The following is a 15,589-nucleotide window of genomic DNA, read 5'->3' on the forward strand; positions in this document are numbered from 1 at the left end:
ACAGTCGATTCGGGAGTGAGGGCCGCACCTGCGGTGTGCAGGGCTAGGCGCAAAGCGCAGCCATAGCCGAAGCTATGGCGAGCATTTGCAACGACGCCCTGCGCATCGCAGGCGTGGCAAGCACTTCTGAATTGGCTGTTACGGTTCACTATATGGGGGGTGGGCCGGCGCGATTCAAGCACCGCCACACCGTGGCCCGCAACCGCAGTTTCCCTTCGCGGTATGGTAGGGCGAATTGCCTGGAGGGGCCTTATCACACAGTCGCTGACGGGAATTAGGGCGTCCTGTCCGACATGGCGCGGGAAGGCCGGAACACCTGCGGATCGGCGTAGAAACAGGGATCCTCATTGGCCGCCCACCAGCCGGGCACGCCCAGCACCGGAAGTGGCGTGAAGGGCTTGGTGGCCCAATATTCGGGCTGCATCTGCTGCGCCAGCCAGGCATCGGCCTGTGCCAGGGAGGCCATGGGTGCCGGCGCACGGTACACATGCGCAACGATAGGCTTGCGCGGCGTCACGAGCTTCTCCAGCAGCGCATGGCCGAACAGCACCAGCCGGGCTTCTCGCCACAGCGGGCGCAGATCCACAAACAGGCGCTGCCACTGGCGCGCATTCAACGCGTCCCACAAAGGCGCAGGCGCATCGAGCAGGGCACCGTTCTCATCGAACACCGTGAGCGCATCGCGCAGCGGGCCGCGCACCGCACCAATGCCGTGCGCCGCGATGGCACCGGCCTGCAGTTCGTTGAGCCGCCGCTTGGCCTGCGGAAACTGCAGCCACACCAGGCCGTTGAAGAAATCGTGCAGGTTGTCGCGCGTGGGCACGCGGCGCGTGTCGAAGATGTGCTGCTCGTAGGCCGCGCCTTCGGGCAAGTCGTCCTGCGGGGCAAACTGGACCGGCATGGCCGGCAAGCACTGCAGCGCGCGGTGCACCGGCAGCTCCTGCCGGGCCACCGGTTCCCCCATCGCCCGCCACGGGGCCAGCCAGGCGGCGGCCCAGTCAATGGCCTCTAGACCAGCCGCCACGGCAGCGCTTCACCCGCGCGCAAAGGCTTCAGTTCGGCTTCACCAAAGGCGAAACTGTCGGGCGGCGTCCACGATTCGCGTTGCAGCGTGATGGTGCCGGTGTTGCGCGGCAGACTGTAGAAGTCCGGGCCGTTGAAGCTGGCGAAGGCTTCGAGCTGGTCGAGTGCGCCGGCGTTGTCGAAGGCCTCGGCGTACATCTCCATCGCCGCATGGGCGGTGTAGCAGCCGGCGCAGCCGCTGGCGTGCTCCTTGAGGTGGGCCGGGTGCGGCGCGCTGTCGGTACCGAGGAAGAACTTGGCGCTGCCGCTGGTGGCGGCCTGCACCAGGGCCACGCGGTGCGTCTCGCGCTTGAGCACGGGCAGGCAGTAGTAGTGCGGGCGCACGCCGCCGATGAAGATGGCGTTGCGGTTGTACAGCAGGTGGTGCGCCGTGATGGTGGCGGCCGTGAAGCGGTCGCTCGCCTGCACGTAGTCGGCCGCATCCTTGGTGGTGATGTGCTCGAAGACGATCTTGAGTTCGGGGAAATCACGGCGCAGCGGGATCAACTGCTGCTCGATGAACACCGCCTCGCGGTCGAACAGGTCGATGTCGCTGCTGGTCACCTCGCCGTGCACCAGCAGCAGCATGCCGCTCTTCTGCATGGCTTCGAGGGTCTTGTAGGTCTTGCGCAGGTCGGTCACGCCGGCGTCGCTGTTGGTGGTGGCACCGGCGGGGTAGAGCTTGGCGGCGACCACGCCCGCTTCGCGTGCGCGCACGATTTCCTCGGGCGGCAGGTTGTCGGTGAGGTACAGCGTCATCAGCGGCTCGAACTGCACGCCTGCGGGCACCGCGGCCAGGATGCGCTCCTTGTAGGCCAGGGCCTGCTCAGCCGTGGTCACGGGCGGGCGCAGGTTGGGCATGATGATCGCGCGGCCGAACTGGGCGGCCGTGTGCGGCACCACGGTGAACAGGGGCTCCCCGTCGCGCACGTGCAGGTGCCAGTCGTCGGGGCGGGTGATGGTGAGGGTGTTGGTGGGGGCGGCTGCAGTCATGGGCGATATTCTCCCATTCCTCGCATCACCCCCTTGCCAGCACCGCTCATTCGGCGGTGATGCCGGCCTTGCGCACCACGTCGCCGAACTTCACCAGGCGCTCGGCCATCATCTTCTCGAAGGCGGCGGGCGGCATCTCCTCGGGCACGATCACGCCGCGCTCCTTGAGGTTGGCCACCATGGCCGGTGCCGTGGCGGCCTGGCGCACCGCCTTGTACAGCGTCTGCACGATGGCTTCAGGGGTGCCGCCAGGGGCGGCCAGGCCGGTCCAGGAGCTGAGGTTGAGCTCGGGATAGCCGACCTCGGCCATGGTGGGCACATCGGGCAGTTGCGGCAGGCGCTGCTCGGAGGCCACAGCCAGCGCGCGCACCTTGCCGGCCTGCACATGGGGCAGCATGATGACCAGGTTGTCGAGGATGAACTGCACCTCGTTGGCCAGCACGGCTGTGATCAGCGGCGTGCCTCCGCGGTAGGGGATGTGCGTGGTGTAGATACCGGTGACCGCCTTGAACATCTCCACGTTGAGCTGGCCCATGCTGCCCACACCGCCGCTGCCGTAGTTGAGCTTTCCGGGGTTCTTCTTGGCGTAGTCCACGAACTCCTTGACGGACTTGAGGGGCAGGCTCGAGTGCACGACCAGCGCATTGGGCTGGCGGCCCAGGATGGCGATGTTCTCGAAGTCCTTGATCGGGTCGTAGCCCACCTTGGGCTGGGTCAGCGGGTTGGCAAGGTGACTGCTTTGCGAGGACACCACCAGGGTGTAGCCATCGGGCTTGGCGCGCGCCACGCCCAGTGATGCGACGGAGCCACCGGCACCGGCGCGGTTTTCGACCACGATGGGCACGCCCAGGATGCGCGACAGCGGCTCCGAATACTGGCGCGCCATGATGTCCACCGAGCCCCCGGGAGGAAAGGGCACCACGAGCGTGATGGGACGCGAGGGATACTTGTCCTGGGCCTGTGCGGCCAGCGGTGCCAGGCCCGCGAGGCCCAGCCCGAGGCCGGCGTTGAGGATGTGGCGGCGATTGGGTTGCATGAAGGAGTTCACGGGGTCTTCTCTCAAGGTCTTGCAGGGATCGGAAATCAGGGATGGTCGAGAACGGCCAGCGCCACGGCCTGCGCGCGCGGCACCAGGGTAGACAGCTCGCAGTACTCGCGCTCGGTGTGCGGGTGGCCACCCACGGGGCCGGTGCCGCACAGCGTGGGTGCGCCCACCGAGGCGGTCAGCCCGCTGTCGGCCGCGCCGCCGGTGAATTCGCCCTCTACCGAAAAGCCCAGCGATTGCGCACCGCGCTGGTACAGCGCCAGCAGTGCATCGGGCGTGGGTTTCATGGGCAGGGTGCGGCGCAAGCCGGTCACGCGGCCCAGGGTGCGGGGAAGGCTCTCGGCCTCGACGATGGCGCGCACACGCTCGAAGAGTTCGTCGGGGTCGGTCTCGGCGGTGTAGCGCACGTCCAGTTCGGCCTTGGCGTGCGGCGCCACCATGTTCGGCACGATACCGCCCTGCACCACGCCGACGTTGGTGGTGATGCCCGCAGCCACGTCGGTCAGCGCATGCAGCGCCAGGATCTTGTGGGCCAGCGCCCCGATGGCGCTGGCGCCGGCCGCATGGTTGATGCCCGCATGGGCGGCCACGCCCTGCACCTCGAATTCGATGGCCATGGAGCCCTTGCGGCTGGTGACCAGGTTGCCGCTCACGCGGCCGGGCTCGGCATTGAGCACGGCGCGGGCGCCGCGGGCCGCAGCCATGATCTGCTCGCGCGTGGCGGGCGAACCGATCTCCTCGTCGCACGAGAAGAACAGCCGCAGCGGTGCCGTGAGCCCGCCGCAACGCGCAAAAGCCTCAGCCACGAAAGTGTTCATCACCAGGCCCGACTTCATGTCGGCCACGCCGGGGCCATAGGCCCGCCCCTCTTCCACGCGGAAGGGGCGGCGCGCTGCGGTGCCGGCCGGGTATACGGTGTCCATGTGGCCCATGAGCAGGATGGGTGCGCCCTCGGTGGGGCCAGGCACCTGGGCCTGCAGCAGCACGCCATAGCCGGGCACAGGCACGAGCTCCACCGCCACACCGGCAGCCACGAGCCGCCCGCGCAGCGCGCTGGCCACCGCCGCCACGCCCGCTTCGTCGCGGCTGCCGCTGTCGATGTCCACCACCTTCTGCAACAGGTCTTGCATGGCCTGCTGCTGGCCGGCCAGCCAGGGCAGGATGCGTTCGCGCACCTGTGCACGGCTTTCTTCAAGGGTATCCTGCATGTTTTCCTTTCCATCCACGCCCGGGGACGGCATGGTGATGGGGAGAAAGTGTTGCATGCAGCGACGTTGTTCGCAATACATTTTTCATAAAATGGACATCAATGAAATCATCATTGCAAACTTCAGACGGTCTTTTGCCCGAACGCCTGGCCCGCCAGGGCGCCGGCCTGACGGCCAGCGAGCGCGCCCTGGCCGAGGCGCTGGACCGCGACTACCCCCATGCGCTGCTGGAATCGGCCACCTCGCTGGCCGCCCGCACAGGCACCAGTGCCTCCACCGTGGTGCGGCTGTTCGCCAAGCTGGGATATGGCAGCTACGCCGAGGCCCAGCGCGAGGCCCGCGCCGAGGTCACGGCCCTGCTGCAGACGGCCGGGCAGCGCGCGCCCGTGACCATCGGCACACGGCGCAGCCTGCAACAATGCGTGGACGACGCCCTGCTGCACGACCAGCACAACATCGGCGCCACGCGCGACGGGCTGGACATGGCGGCCTTCGAGGCCATCGCCACGCGACTGGCGCAGGGCAAGGGCCGCGTCTTCGTGCTCGCACAGATCAACAGCGCGCCCGTGGCAGCGTGGCTGGCGCTGCACCTGAACATGTGCCGCCCCGGTGTGCATGAGCTGGGCGCGGGTGCTGTGGCCGCCACCGACCAGTTGCTCTGGGTGCAGCCCGACGATGTGCTGCTGGCCTTCAGCATCCGCCGCTACGCGAGCGGGCCGGTGAAGGTTGCGCAGCGCTTTCGCGAGGCCGGTGGCCAGGTGCTGACCATCACCGACAGCGCCTCGGCCCCGCTGGCCGTGCTGGCCCATGAACGCATCCTGGTGCGCACCTCGAACGCCTCGCCATTCGACTCGTATACCGCCGCCTTCTTCCTGTGCAACGCGCTGGTGTCGGCCGTGGCGCAGCTGCGGCACGAAGCCGTGTCGGAAGCACTCAAGCGCCGGGATACGCTGTGGAAGGATGTGGAGGACCAGCAGCTCATCGTGGAGGGAGTTCCAGGACGCAAGCCCGTCCGAAAATAGACGGCAGCCAGCGACTCAGCGCGCCGAGGTCACCGGGCGCGAGAAGCCGCGAACCCAGCTTGGGCCTCCCACGCTTTGCGCTGCCGCCACGAACAAAAAAAGGCGCCCGAAGGCGCCTTGTATGAAATCCTGCACGCCGTGCCCCGCAGGGCACAGGCATGCATGCACCACTCAGTGCGCCAGGATCTTGTTGAGGAAGTCCTTGGTGCGTGGCTGGCGGGCTTCGGGGTGGTTGAAGAAGTCGTCCTTGGAGCAGTCCTCCAGGATCTTGCCGCCCACGTCCATGAAGATCACGCGGTTGCTCACCTTGCGGGCGAAGCCCATTTCGTGGGTCACGCACATCATGGTCATGCCTTCGTTGGCCAGGCCCACCATCACGTCCAGCACTTCGCCGACCATTTCGGGGTCGAGCGCCGAAGTGGGTTCGTCGAAAAGCATCACGATGGGGTCCATGCTCAGGGCACGGGCAATCGCCACACGCTGCTGCTGGCCGCCCGAGAGCTGGCCAGGGAACTTGTCCTTGTGCGCCATCAGGCCCACGCGCTCCAGCATCTTCAGGCCACGCTTCTTGGCATCGTCGGGGCTGCGGCCCAGCACCTTGACCTGCGCAATCGTCAGGTTCTCCGTCACCGACAGGTGGGGGAACAGTTCGAAGTGCTGGAACACCATGCCGACGCGGCTGCGCAGCTTGGGCAGGTTGGTCTTGGGGTCGTGCAGCTGGATGCCGTCCACCGTGATCTCGCCCTTTTGGAAGGGCTCGAGCGCGTTGATGGTCTTGATCAGCGTGGACTTGCCCGAGCCCGAAGGCCCGCACACCACCACCACTTCACCCTTGTTGATGACGGCCGAGCACTCGTTGAGCACCTGCACGGGGCCATACCACTTGGATACGTTCTTGAGTTCGATCATTTCTTGTTCCTCAATCCAATCTCTTTTGCATCAGCGAATGATCGCGATCTTCTGGTGCAGGCGTTTGACCATCCAGGACAGCGCATAGCACATCACAAAGTACAGAACCGCTGCGGCCAGGTAAGCCTCGATGGGGCGGCCAAAGTTCTTGCCGGCCACTTCAAAGCCCTTGAGCATGTCGTAGGCACCTATGGCGTAGACCAGCGAGGTGTCCTGGAACAGGATGATGGTCTGCGTGAGCAGCACCGGCAGCATGTTGCGAAACGCCTGGGGCAGCACCACGAGCTTCATGTTCTGCCCGTAGGTCATCCCGAGCGCCTGGCCCGCATGGACCTGGCCACGCGCAATGGACTGGATGCCGGCGCGCATGATTTCGCTGAAGTAGGCGGCCTCGAAGGCGATGAAGGTCACCACCGCAGACACTTCCGCGCCGATAGGCCGGCCAATGATGGCCGGCACCAGCAGGAAGAACCACAGGATCACCATCACCAGCGGGATGCTGCGCATGCCATTGACGTAGATGGTCGCGGGCACGTCCAGCCACTTCTTGCCCGACAAGCGCATGAGCGCCAGCACGGTCCCGAAGAGCACACCACCGATGGTGGCCACCACCGTGAGGAAAAGGCTGAAATACAGCCCCTTGAGCACGAAGTTGGAGATCAGGTCCCAGTTGTAGAAGGAAAAATCGAGATTCATTGGTCAGTGCCCCCCACCTGCGCCGCTGGGCACAACCACGCCGGGAATGCGCGCACGCTTCTCGATGAACGCCATGATGCGGTTGATGGCAAACGCCGAGATGACGTAGAGCGCCGTCACGGCCAGATAGACCTCGATGCCGCGCGAGGTTTCCTCCTGCGCCTGCATGGCAAACATCGTGAGCTCAGCCACCGACACGGCAAACGCGACGGAGGAGTTCTTGAAGATGTTCATCGTCTCGCTGGTCAGCGGCGGGATGATGATGCGAAACGCCATGGGAAGCAGCACGTAGCGGTAGGTCTGGAAGGTGGTGAAGCCCACCGCCAGACCCGCATAGCGCTGGCCGCGCGGCAGGGTGTTGATACCCGAGCGCACCTGCTCGGCAATGCGTGCCGACGTGAAGAAGCCCAGCGCCAGCACCACCAGCGTGAAGCCGGGAACGCCCTTCATGACCGGAAAGAGGCTGGGCAGGACGTGGTACCACAGGAAGATCTGCACCAGCAGTGGAATGTTGCGAAACAGCTCGACCCAGGCATTGCCCAGGCGCACGACCATCGGCCGGTCCTGCAAGGTACGCAGCGTGCCAATGACGGAGCCCAATACGAGAGCCAGCACCAGGGCCAGCAGCGAAACAGACACCGTCCAGCCCCAGGCCGACAGCATCCAGTCCAGGTAAGTGATTTCGCCGCCCTTGCCAAAGCAGCTTTGCACGACTTCCCTGTCCATGGTGTCCTGGCAGAACACCTGCCAATCCCAACTCATAGGATCACCCCTTTATTTTTTGGTATTGCATTGGGCGCAATCCTTTGCCCACCCAACAAAAAAGCCCCTTCAAACCGCGGTGGCCGAAGGGGCGCAAGCATCCCGAAGATTACTTCTTGGCGTAGTCTTCCATGGGCTTGTCGTTCGGGGCGGCCCAAGCCGCCTTGGTGGCGTCGGAAATGGGCAGGCCGATCTTGGTGTTGGTCGGAGGCACGGGTTGCATGAACCACTTGTCGTACAGCTTGGCCAGCGAGCCGTCGGCGATCTGGCGCTTGATGCTGTCGTCCACGGCCTTCTTGAAGGCCGGGTCATCCTTGCGCAGCATGCAGGCGATAGGCTCCACCGACAGCACTTCGCCAACGATCTTGTAGTCGGCAGGGTTCTTGGACTTGGAGATGTTGGCAGCCAGGATCGAGCCATCCATCACGAAGGCGTCGGCACGGCCGGTTTCCAGCATCAGGAAGCTGTCGGCGTGGTCCTTGCCGAAGACTTCCTTGAAGTCGATGCCGCCAGAGCGCTCGTGCTTGCGCAGGGTCTGCACCGAGGTGGTGCCCGTGGTCGTGGCCACGGTCTTGCCGTTCAGGTCCTTGATGGAGGTGATGCCCGAATTGGCCTTCACGACGGTGCGAACTTCTTCCACATAGGTGGTCACGGCAAAGGCCACGTCCTTCTGGCGTGCGGCGTTGTTCGTGGTGGAGCCACATTCCAGGTCCACGGTGCCATTGGTTACCAGGGGAATGCGGTTTTGCGAGGTCACGGGCTGGTACTTGGTTTCCAGCTTGGCCAGGCCCAGTTGCTTCTGGATGTCGGCCAGGATGATTTCACCCATTTCGGTGTGGAAACCCACGTACTTGCCATTGCCCAGAGTGTAGGAAAGACCCGAAGACTCCCGCACACCCAGCGTCACGCTGCCCGAGGCCTTGATTTTGGCCAGGGTGTCGGTGGCTTGGGCGAATGCGCTGCCTGCAGCCAGGGCGGTCACGGCAACCGCGAGCAAATGCTTCTTCATTGGGATCTCCTTGTGTGAAACGAAAAAAGGGGGGGATTTTAGAGATTTACCCAGCCCGGAAGCACCGGCGGGCAAAAAACCAAAAAGGGAACCACGCGACCAGCGATATTAGTCAGAACGGGACCTGGTCGGTAGGGTATTTCCAGAAGTCCCGCAACAGATAACTGACCGGAAGGTTCAGCGTGGTGTTGTTCGGGGGAATCGGTTTGGCGAACCACTTCTCATATATGGGGTAGATATCCCGGCTGGTGATGAGGCGGCGCATCTCCTCATCCACCAGCTTCTTGAATTCGGGGTCATTCTTGGGCAGCATGATGGCCAGGGGCTCGGTGGTCATGAACCGGCCCACCACCTTCAAGGCACCCGGGTTCGGCCGGCCGGCGGCCAGGCCGTACAGCAGCACGTCGTCCATCACGAAGGCATCGGCCTCGCCCTTTTCCACCATCTCCACGGCCTTGGCGTGGTCGGGCGCTTCCAGGATGGTGATGCCCATCAGGCGCTCGCGGTTGGCCTGGTCGGCCGCCTTCAGCGGCGTGGTCCCCTTGGTGGACACCAGCTTCTTGCCATTGAGATCTTCCACGCGGTCGATGGTGCTGGCGGATTTCACCAGCAGGCGCGCGCCGGTGATGAAATGCGGCACCGTGAAGGCCACCTTCTGGCGCCGCTCGGCATTGTTGGTGGTGGAGCCGCACTCCATGTCGGCCTTGCCCTGCTCGATCATCGCAATCCGGTTGGCTGGCGTGACCGCCAGGAACTCGACCTGCATGTCCTTCTTGCCCGTCTTCTTGCGCACCACGTCGGCCAGGCGCAGGCACAGGTCCATGGCGTAGCCCACCGGCTTGCCTGTCTTGGTGTCGATATACGAGAAGGGCACTGACGACTCGCGGTACGCGATCACCATCTTGCCGCCACCGCTGACGCGTTCGAGCACCCCCTGCGCAGACGCCGCGGATGCGCAGCACAAGGCAGCAATGCCCCACGCCAAACCCCAATGCTGAACTTTCATGCGGATGTCTCGGTAAATAGGAAGTGGAATCAGATTTGCAATCTTCGTGCCACCGTGGGGCCTGAAAGAGACTACATCGCCATCGCTGATCCAGCAATGGGGGCGACTGTACGTGTCGTTACCATGAAATTCCAATGCCGTTTGCGCGGACAACTATGCAAACTGTTTATATCCGTATTTACCCTAGGCATGAAAAACCGGCTGTTCATGCCGCCTGCGCCTGCAGATAAGTCCACAGGGCCTGGGCCGTGCCCTTGGGCGCTTCCTTGCCCGAGGGCTTTTCACGGTAGGCGCGCACATCCATGGTCATCTGCAGGCCCTCGGTGTCCGGCGGGGCGGCACTGACCAGCTTGCGCGTGCGCAGCTCTTTCTTGACAGCGCTGTGGGGCAGGAAGGCCACGCCATGCCCTTCGAGCGCCATGGCCTTGAGGCCCTCGGCCATGTCGGTCTCGTAGACCCGGTCCAGGTGGATCGCCGTGCCCGACTCCTTGAGGATCAGCTCCGTCACCCGCCCCAGGTAGGCACCGGGCGCATAGCCCAGGTAGGGCAGCGGCTGGCCCACCCGGCCCGGTAGCCGGAACAGAGGCTGCCCGTCGGCGTCGGCCTTGGAGTACGGGGACAGCACCTCCTGGCCCAGGCTCACCATCTCGTAGCGGTCGGCATCGAGCTGGAAGGGCTGTGAGGGGTGGTGGTAGGCGATCAGCAGGTCGCAGCCCCCTTCCACCAGGCGCATCACGGCGTCGTGCACGTTCAGGGCGATCAGCCGGCTCTTGAAGGGGCCGAACTTGTCGTGCAGGCTCGACACCCAGGCCGGGAAGAAGGTGAAGGCCAGCGTGTGCGGCACCGCGAACTCGATCATGTCCTTGCCTGCACTGGTGTGCGCGCGCAGCATGGCCCGGGTGTTCTGCAGCGCCTGCAGCATCTCCAGCGCCTGGTCGTACAGGGTTTTGCCGGCCGGCGTGAGGCGCGTGGGGTAGGAGCTGCGGTCCACCAGATCGGTACCGGCCCAGGCCTCCAGGGCCTGGATGCGCCGCGAAAAGGCGGGCTGCGTCACATGCCGCAACTGGGCGGACCGGCTGAAGCTGCGCGTTTCCGCAAGACTGACGAAATCTTCAAGCCACTTGGTTTCCATCGGTGCATTATCGGTGCCGGCCCTGCCGCGTGCTGGCCTGTGGTGGAAAGCCTGTACAAGGGTTTATCCATAGCGCACCATTGGTGTGCACACATAGCAACGCACCGCATAATAGGGAAAGTTGCGTCCAAAGCGCGCTCCCGCGTCACGGCCCCAGGTGCACAACACCGGCGGGCAGAGCGACCGGCCCGTCCTGTTTGTTCTCCTGTACCGCCGCCCCGATGTCCTCCACCCCTCCCCAAGGGCCGGTGACCGACGCCTCCGTGCCCGTCGCCGCCCCTGACTCCGAAGAACCCCGCTCCCTGCGCATCGAGGACTGGCTCACCGTCATCGTCATGGCTGCGCTGGCGCTGATCACCTTTGCCAATGTGCTGGTGCGCTACTTCACCAGTTCCTCCTTCGCCTGGACGGAAGAGATCTCCGTCTTCCTGATGATCGTGCTGGCCCTGGTGGCGGGCTCCGCCGCCGTGGCACGCGACCAGCACATCCGCATCGAATACTTTGCCGAAGGCGGCTCGGCCGCGCGCCGCAAGCGCCTGGCGCAGCTGGGCGCCGTGGCCGTGGCCGTGCTGTTCGCGCTGATCGCGGTGCTCAGCGTGCGCGTGGTCTGGGACGACTACCGCTTTGGCGAGACCTCGCCGGGCATCGGCGTGCCGCAGTGGTGGTATTCCATCTGGCTGCCCGTCATCTCGGCGCTGATCGCTGCGCGGGCCGTGGGCCTGCTGCTGCGCCGCAGCCGTGAAGCGCTGCGGCCCGAAAGCCCCGCCGAGGACGCACAGCCATGATCGCCACGCTCCTGTTCGTGGCCTTCCTGGGCCTGATGTTCCTGGGCGTGCCGATAGGCGCTGCCCTGGGGCTGGCCGGTGCCGCCGCGATTGCGCTGGCGAATGCCGACAGCCAGTGGTTCGGCCTGCTGGCCGTGCCGCAGAACTTCTATGCCGGCCTGGGCAAGTACCCGCTGCTGGCGATTCCGATGTTCGTGCTGGTCGGCTCCATCTTCGACCGCTCGGGCGTGGCCCTGCGCCTGGTGAACTTCGCCGTGGCCATCGTCGGACGCGGCCCGGGCATGCTGCCGCTGGTGGCGATTGCCGTGGCCATGTTCCTGGGCGGCATCTCGGGCTCGGGCCCGGCCAACGCCGCCGCCGTGGGCGGCGTGATGATCGCGGCCATGTCGCGCGCGGGCTACCCGCCCTCGTTCTCGGCCAGCGTGGTGGGGGCGGCTGCGGCCACCGACATCCTGATACCGCCGTCCGTCGCCTTCATCATCTACTCGGTGCTGGTGCCGGGCGCCTCGGTGCCCGCGCTGTTCGCTGCCGGCATGATCCCGGGCATCCTGGCCGGCATCGCATTGATCATTCCGGCCGTGTGGATGGCGCGCAAGCACAAGATGGGTGCGCTCGAATCCACCATGCCCCGCCCCCCGTTCTGGAAGAGCCTGCGCGAAGCCCTGTGGGGCCTGGCCGCACCGGTGCTGATCCTGGGCGGCATGCGCGCCGGCTGGTTCACACCCACCGAAGCGGCCGTGGTAGCGGTGTTCTACGGCCTCTTCGTGGGCATGGTGATCCACCGCACGATCAAGGTGCGCGACCTGTTCCCCATCCTGCGCGAATCGGGCGAGCTGTCGGCCGTGATCCTGCTCGTGGTCTCGCTCGCGGGGATTTTTGCCTACTCGCTGTCCACCCTCGGGGTGATCGACCCGGTGGCCAAGGCCATCGTGAATTCGGGCCTGGGCGAATACGGCGTGCTGGCGCTGCTGATCGTGCTGCTCATCACCGTGGGCATGTTCCTCGACGGCATCTCCATCTTCCTGATCTTCGTGCCGCTGCTCCTGCCCATCATGCAGCACTACCAGTGGGACCCGGTCTGGTTCGGCGTGATCCTGACGCTCAAGGTGGCGCTGGGCCAGTTCACCCCGCCGCTGGCGGTGAACCTGATGGTCTCGTGCCGCATCGCCGGCGTGCGCATGGAATCGACCGTGCGCTGGGTGGGCTGGATGCTGTTCGCCATGTTCCTCGTGATGGTGCTGGTGATCGCCTTCCCGCCACTGGCACTGTGGTTGCCGGCGCGACTGGGCTACTGACCCGTAGTAAACCCCGAGACCGATTTGCTTTTAACCCTACAAAATTGACCCCAGGAGACTGACAACATGAAATTGCGCACCTTTCTGACTTCCGCCGTGGCCGCTGCCGCCGCACTGGCCTTCGCCGCCCCGGCCGCCATCGCACAGACGGCCTACAAGAGCGAATACCGCATGTCCCTGGTGCTGGGCACTGCCTTCCCCTGGGGCAAGGGCGGTGAGCTGTGGGCCAACAAGGTGCGCGAACGCACGCAGGGCCGCATCAACATCAAGCTGTACCCCGGTGTCTCGCTGATCCAGGGCGACCAGACGCGCGAGTTCTCGGCGCTGCGCCAGGGCGTGATCGACATGGCGGTGGGCTCCACCATCAACTGGTCGCCCCAGGTCAAGCAGCTGAACCTGTTCTCGCTGCCCTTCCTGATGCCCGACTACGCCGCAGTGGACGCACTCACGCAGGGCGAAGTCGGCAAGAACATCTTCAGCACGCTGGACAAGGCCGGCGTGGTGCCCCTGGCCTGGGGCGAGAACGGCTACCGCGAGATCTCCAATTCCAAGAAAGCCATCAAGACCCCTGACGACCTGAAGGGCCTGAAGATCCGCGTGGTGGGCTCGCCCCTGTTCCTGGACACCTTCACCGCGCTGGGCGCCAACCCCACTCAGATGAGCTGGGCCGATGCCCAGCCCGCCATGGCCAGTGGCGCCGTGGACGGCCAGGAGAACCCGATCGCCGTGTACATGGCCGCCAAGCTGCACACCGTGGCCCAGAAGCACGTGACCATGTGGGGCTACATCAACGACCCGCTGATCTTCGTGGTGAACAAGGACATCTGGAACTCCTGGACGCCGGCTGACCGCGAGATCGTCAAGCAGGCCGCCATCGACGCCGGCAAGGAAGAGATCGCCATCGCGCGCAAGGGCATGGTCGAGGCCGACAAGCCCCTGCTCAAGGACATCGCAGCCAATGGCGTGACCGTGACCCAGCTGAGTCCCGCCGAGCGCGAGGCCTTCGTGAAGGCCACCCGCCCCGTGTTCGAGAAGTGGAAGGGCCAGATCGGTGCCGACCTGGTGGCCCAGGCCGAAAAGGCGATTGCCGCGCGCAAGCAATAAACGCATAAGCACATACCGGCAGCCGATAAGGGCGGCCCGCACAATCCAAGGCGCCCCCTGTAACAAGGGGCGCCTTTTTCGTGGGCGGCCGCCGGGGTGGCCACCCCGGCTGGCCCGATGCTTGCAAGCGCTGCTGCGGTGCGGGACGCGCGCGCATCTGTCTGAAAAAAGCCCGCCAACAGGCTCCGGCTTTGCCAACTTTATCGTGCGTACACATATGGCCCCCACAATGCCTTCAACTCTGACTCACCGTCTCCCATGCCGTTCCTTCTGAATGCCGCACGCCCGGCTGCCACGGGCTCGCTGACGCTGGCCCCCGCCCCCGTCCGCCCTGCTGCCCTCCCCTTGTCCCGGCTGAGCCCGGCCTGGGCACGAACCTGCATCGCTGCCCTGTGCATCGGCGGCCTGGTGGCCTGCTCCGGCAAGGACCAGCCCCCCCAGGCCGGGGCCGGCAAGCCGGCCGGTGAACCGGCGGTGGGCGTGGTGGTGCTGGCCCCCGAAAGCCAGACCCTGAGCACGGAGCTGCCGGGCCGCACGGCGGCCTTCCAGAACGCCGACATCCGCCCGCAGATCAACGGCATCATCCAGAAGCGCCTGTTCACCGAGGGCGCGCTGGTCAAGGCCGGCCAGCCGCTGTACCAGGTGGACCCGGCCACCTACGAAGCCGCCCAGGCCAGCGCCCAGGCAGTGCTCGCCAAGGCGCAGGCCACGGCGCGCACGGCCCAGGTCAACGCCAAACGCAATGCGGAACTGGTCGAGATCGACGCCATCAGCCGCCAGGTCTTCGACGAAAGCCAGGCGGCGGTGCAGCAGACCCAGGCCGACGTGGGCGTGGCGCAGGCGGCGCTGGACGCTGCTCGCATCAACATGCGCTACACACGCCTGCTGGCCCCCATCTCCGGGCGCATCGGGCTGTCGGCCGTCACGGCCGGCGCCCTGGTCACGGCGAACCAGGCCAATGCGCTGACCACCATCCAGCAGCTCGACCCGATCCAGGTGGACATCACGCAGTCCAGCGCGGAGCTGCTGCAGCTGCGCAGGCAATGGCAGGAAGGCAAGTTCACGCGCGTGGATTCCAACCAGGCCAAGGTGAAGCTCATCCTGGAGGATGGCTCGACCTACGAAAAGGAAGGCACGCTGCAGTTCACCGGCACCGCAGTGAACCCGACCTCGGGTGCGATCACCCTGCGAGCGACCTTCCCGAACCCCGACCATTTCATCATGCCCGGCATGTACGTACGCTCCCAGTTGGCCACCAGCGTGGCGCCACAGGCCCTGTTGCTGCCCCAGGAGGCCGTGATCCGCAACGCCGCCGGCGAGCCCAGCGTGCAGGTGGTGGGCGAGGACAACAAGCTCACCAAACGCCCGGTGGAACTCGGCCAGGCCGTAGGCAACCGCTGGCTGGTGATCTCGGGCGTCAAGGCCGGTGAAAAGGTGATGGTGGACGGCTTCCAGAAGGCCCGCGTGGGCCAGACGGTCAAGCCCACGGTGGTCAAGCCACGCGACAAGGCCGCACCTGCGGCGGCCACGGCCTCGTCGGCCGCCGCCAGCTCCTGAGGCG

At 65.6% G+C, this 15,589-nt stretch carries 15 protein-coding genes; 5 read left to right on the top strand and 10 right to left on the bottom strand.

Annotated features, from left to right (window positions below; translation table 11 throughout):
- Positions 1 to 274: 274 nt before the first annotated feature.
- From ASE28_RS08960 to ASE28_RS08975, 4 genes are read right to left on the bottom strand one after another with little or no spacing between them, the layout of a single operon-like run.
- Positions 275 to 964: a DUF3025 domain-containing protein gene (locus tag ASE28_RS08960; protein WP_082608000.1), complete on the bottom strand. Its 690-nt coding sequence runs from the start codon at positions 962 to 964 to the stop codon at positions 275 to 277.
- A 44-nt stretch (positions 965 to 1,008) separates the two neighbouring features.
- A complete protein-coding gene (pyrC, locus tag ASE28_RS08965) occupies positions 1,009 to 2,055 on the bottom strand; it encodes a dihydroorotase (protein ID WP_057266314.1) in 1,047 nt (348 codons plus the stop codon).
- A gap of 46 nt (positions 2,056 to 2,101) precedes the next feature.
- A complete protein-coding gene (locus ASE28_RS08970; protein WP_057266569.1) occupies positions 2,102 to 3,091 on the bottom strand; it encodes a tripartite tricarboxylate transporter substrate binding protein in 990 nt (329 codons plus the stop codon).
- A 47-nt stretch (positions 3,092 to 3,138) separates the two neighbouring features.
- Positions 3,139 to 4,308 (bottom strand): M20 family metallopeptidase, encoded by a 1,170-nt coding sequence (locus ASE28_RS08975; RefSeq protein ID WP_057266570.1) that lies wholly within the window; start codon positions 4,306 to 4,308, stop codon positions 3,139 to 3,141.
- Positions 4,309 to 4,409: 101 nt separating this feature from the next.
- Here ASE28_RS08975 and ASE28_RS08980 point away from each other — a divergent pair, with 101 nt between their 5' ends.
- On the top strand, positions 4,410 to 5,330 hold the full coding sequence (locus ASE28_RS08980) for a MurR/RpiR family transcriptional regulator (protein WP_057266315.1): 921 nt from the start codon (positions 4,410 to 4,412) through the stop codon (positions 5,328 to 5,330).
- 171 nt (positions 5,331 to 5,501) lie between these two features.
- On the opposite strand, the gene ASE28_RS08985 is transcribed toward ASE28_RS08980, so the two are convergent.
- The 6 genes from ASE28_RS08985 to ASE28_RS09010 form a co-directional block, all read right to left on the bottom strand.
- Positions 5,502 to 6,239, bottom strand: coding sequence for an amino acid ABC transporter ATP-binding protein (locus ASE28_RS08985; RefSeq protein WP_057200106.1), 738 nt, complete (start codon positions 6,237 to 6,239; stop codon positions 5,502 to 5,504).
- Positions 6,240 to 6,269: 30 nt separating this feature from the next.
- Positions 6,270 to 6,935 (bottom strand): amino acid ABC transporter permease, encoded by a 666-nt coding sequence (locus ASE28_RS08990; protein ID WP_057200105.1) that lies wholly within the window; start codon positions 6,933 to 6,935, stop codon positions 6,270 to 6,272.
- A 3-nt stretch (positions 6,936 to 6,938) separates the two neighbouring features.
- Positions 6,939 to 7,697: an amino acid ABC transporter permease gene (locus ASE28_RS08995; protein WP_057200104.1), complete on the bottom strand. Its 759-nt coding sequence runs from the start codon at positions 7,695 to 7,697 to the stop codon at positions 6,939 to 6,941.
- A 109-nt stretch (positions 7,698 to 7,806) separates the two neighbouring features.
- On the bottom strand, positions 7,807 to 8,706 hold the full coding sequence (locus tag ASE28_RS09000) for an amino acid ABC transporter substrate-binding protein (RefSeq protein WP_057200103.1): 900 nt from the start codon (positions 8,704 to 8,706) through the stop codon (positions 7,807 to 7,809).
- A 112-nt stretch (positions 8,707 to 8,818) separates the two neighbouring features.
- Positions 8,819 to 9,712, bottom strand: coding sequence for an amino acid ABC transporter substrate-binding protein (locus ASE28_RS09005; RefSeq protein WP_057200102.1), 894 nt, complete (start codon positions 9,710 to 9,712; stop codon positions 8,819 to 8,821).
- Positions 9,713 to 9,917: 205 nt separating this feature from the next.
- Positions 9,918 to 10,844, bottom strand: coding sequence for a LysR family transcriptional regulator (locus ASE28_RS09010; protein WP_057200101.1), 927 nt, complete (start codon positions 10,842 to 10,844; stop codon positions 9,918 to 9,920).
- A gap of 221 nt (positions 10,845 to 11,065) precedes the next feature.
- On the opposite strand from ASE28_RS09010, the gene ASE28_RS09015 reads away from it, so the two are divergent.
- From ASE28_RS09015 to ASE28_RS09030, 4 genes are all read left to right on the top strand, one after another.
- Positions 11,066 to 11,629, top strand: a complete 564-nt coding sequence (locus ASE28_RS09015; protein ID WP_057266316.1) for a TRAP transporter small permease — start codon at positions 11,066 to 11,068, stop codon at positions 11,627 to 11,629.
- Complete coding sequence (locus ASE28_RS09020) at positions 11,626 to 12,924, top strand: TRAP transporter large permease (protein ID WP_057200099.1); 1,299 nt, start codon at positions 11,626 to 11,628, stop codon at positions 12,922 to 12,924. Before ASE28_RS09015 ends, ASE28_RS09020 begins: the two co-directional genes overlap by 4 nt.
- 66 nt (positions 12,925 to 12,990) lie before the next feature.
- On the top strand, positions 12,991 to 14,028 hold the full coding sequence (locus ASE28_RS09025; RefSeq protein ID WP_057266317.1) for a DctP family TRAP transporter solute-binding subunit: 1,038 nt from the start codon (positions 12,991 to 12,993) through the stop codon (positions 14,026 to 14,028).
- Positions 14,029 to 14,286: 258 nt separating this feature from the next.
- On the top strand, positions 14,287 to 15,585 hold the full coding sequence (locus tag ASE28_RS09030; RefSeq protein WP_057266318.1) for an efflux RND transporter periplasmic adaptor subunit: 1,299 nt from the start codon (positions 14,287 to 14,289) through the stop codon (positions 15,583 to 15,585).
- The last annotated feature ends 4 nt before the right edge of the window (positions 15,586 to 15,589 follow it).

The sequence above is a fragment of the Acidovorax sp. Root219 genome (genome assembly GCF_001428665.1).
GTDB lineage: Bacteria > Pseudomonadota > Gammaproteobacteria > Burkholderiales > Burkholderiaceae_C > Acidovorax.

Bases quoted from the DNA above. Each gene is read 5' to 3' on its own strand.
- ASE28_RS09005 (WP_057200102.1), bottom strand. From the start codon at position 9,712: ATGAAAGTTCAGCATTGGGGTTTGGCGTGGGGCATTGCTGCCTTGTGC.
- ASE28_RS08990 (WP_057200105.1), bottom strand. From the start codon at position 6,935: ATGAATCTCGATTTTTCCTTCTACAACTGGGACCTGATCTCCAACTTC.
- ASE28_RS08985 (WP_057200106.1), bottom strand. From the start codon at position 6,239: ATGATCGAACTCAAGAACGTATCCAAGTGGTATGGCCCCGTGCAGGTG.
- ASE28_RS09030 (WP_057266318.1), top strand. From the start codon at position 14,287: ATGCCGTTCCTTCTGAATGCCGCACGCCCGGCTGCCACGGGCTCGCTG.
- ASE28_RS08975 (WP_057266570.1), bottom strand. From the start codon at position 4,308: ATGCAGGATACCCTTGAAGAAAGCCGTGCACAGGTGCGCGAACGCATC.
- ASE28_RS08970 (WP_057266569.1), bottom strand. From the start codon at position 3,091: ATGCAACCCAATCGCCGCCACATCCTCAACGCCGGCCTCGGGCTGGGC.
- ASE28_RS09000 (WP_057200103.1), bottom strand. From the start codon at position 8,706: ATGAAGAAGCATTTGCTCGCGGTTGCCGTGACCGCCCTGGCTGCAGGC.
- ASE28_RS08960 (WP_082608000.1), bottom strand. From the start codon at position 964: ATGGGGGAACCGGTGGCCCGGCAGGAGCTGCCGGTGCACCGCGCGCTG.
- pyrC (WP_057266314.1), bottom strand. From the start codon at position 2,055: ATGACTGCAGCCGCCCCCACCAACACCCTCACCATCACCCGCCCCGAC.
- ASE28_RS08995 (WP_057200104.1), bottom strand. From the start codon at position 7,697: ATGAGTTGGGATTGGCAGGTGTTCTGCCAGGACACCATGGACAGGGAA.
- ASE28_RS09020 (WP_057200099.1), top strand. From the start codon at position 11,626: ATGATCGCCACGCTCCTGTTCGTGGCCTTCCTGGGCCTGATGTTCCTG.
- ASE28_RS09025 (WP_057266317.1), top strand. From the start codon at position 12,991: ATGAAATTGCGCACCTTTCTGACTTCCGCCGTGGCCGCTGCCGCCGCA.
- ASE28_RS08980 (WP_057266315.1), top strand. From the start codon at position 4,410: ATGAAATCATCATTGCAAACTTCAGACGGTCTTTTGCCCGAACGCCTG.
- ASE28_RS09015 (WP_057266316.1), top strand. From the start codon at position 11,066: ATGTCCTCCACCCCTCCCCAAGGGCCGGTGACCGACGCCTCCGTGCCC.
- ASE28_RS09010 (WP_057200101.1), bottom strand. From the start codon at position 10,844: ATGGAAACCAAGTGGCTTGAAGATTTCGTCAGTCTTGCGGAAACGCGC.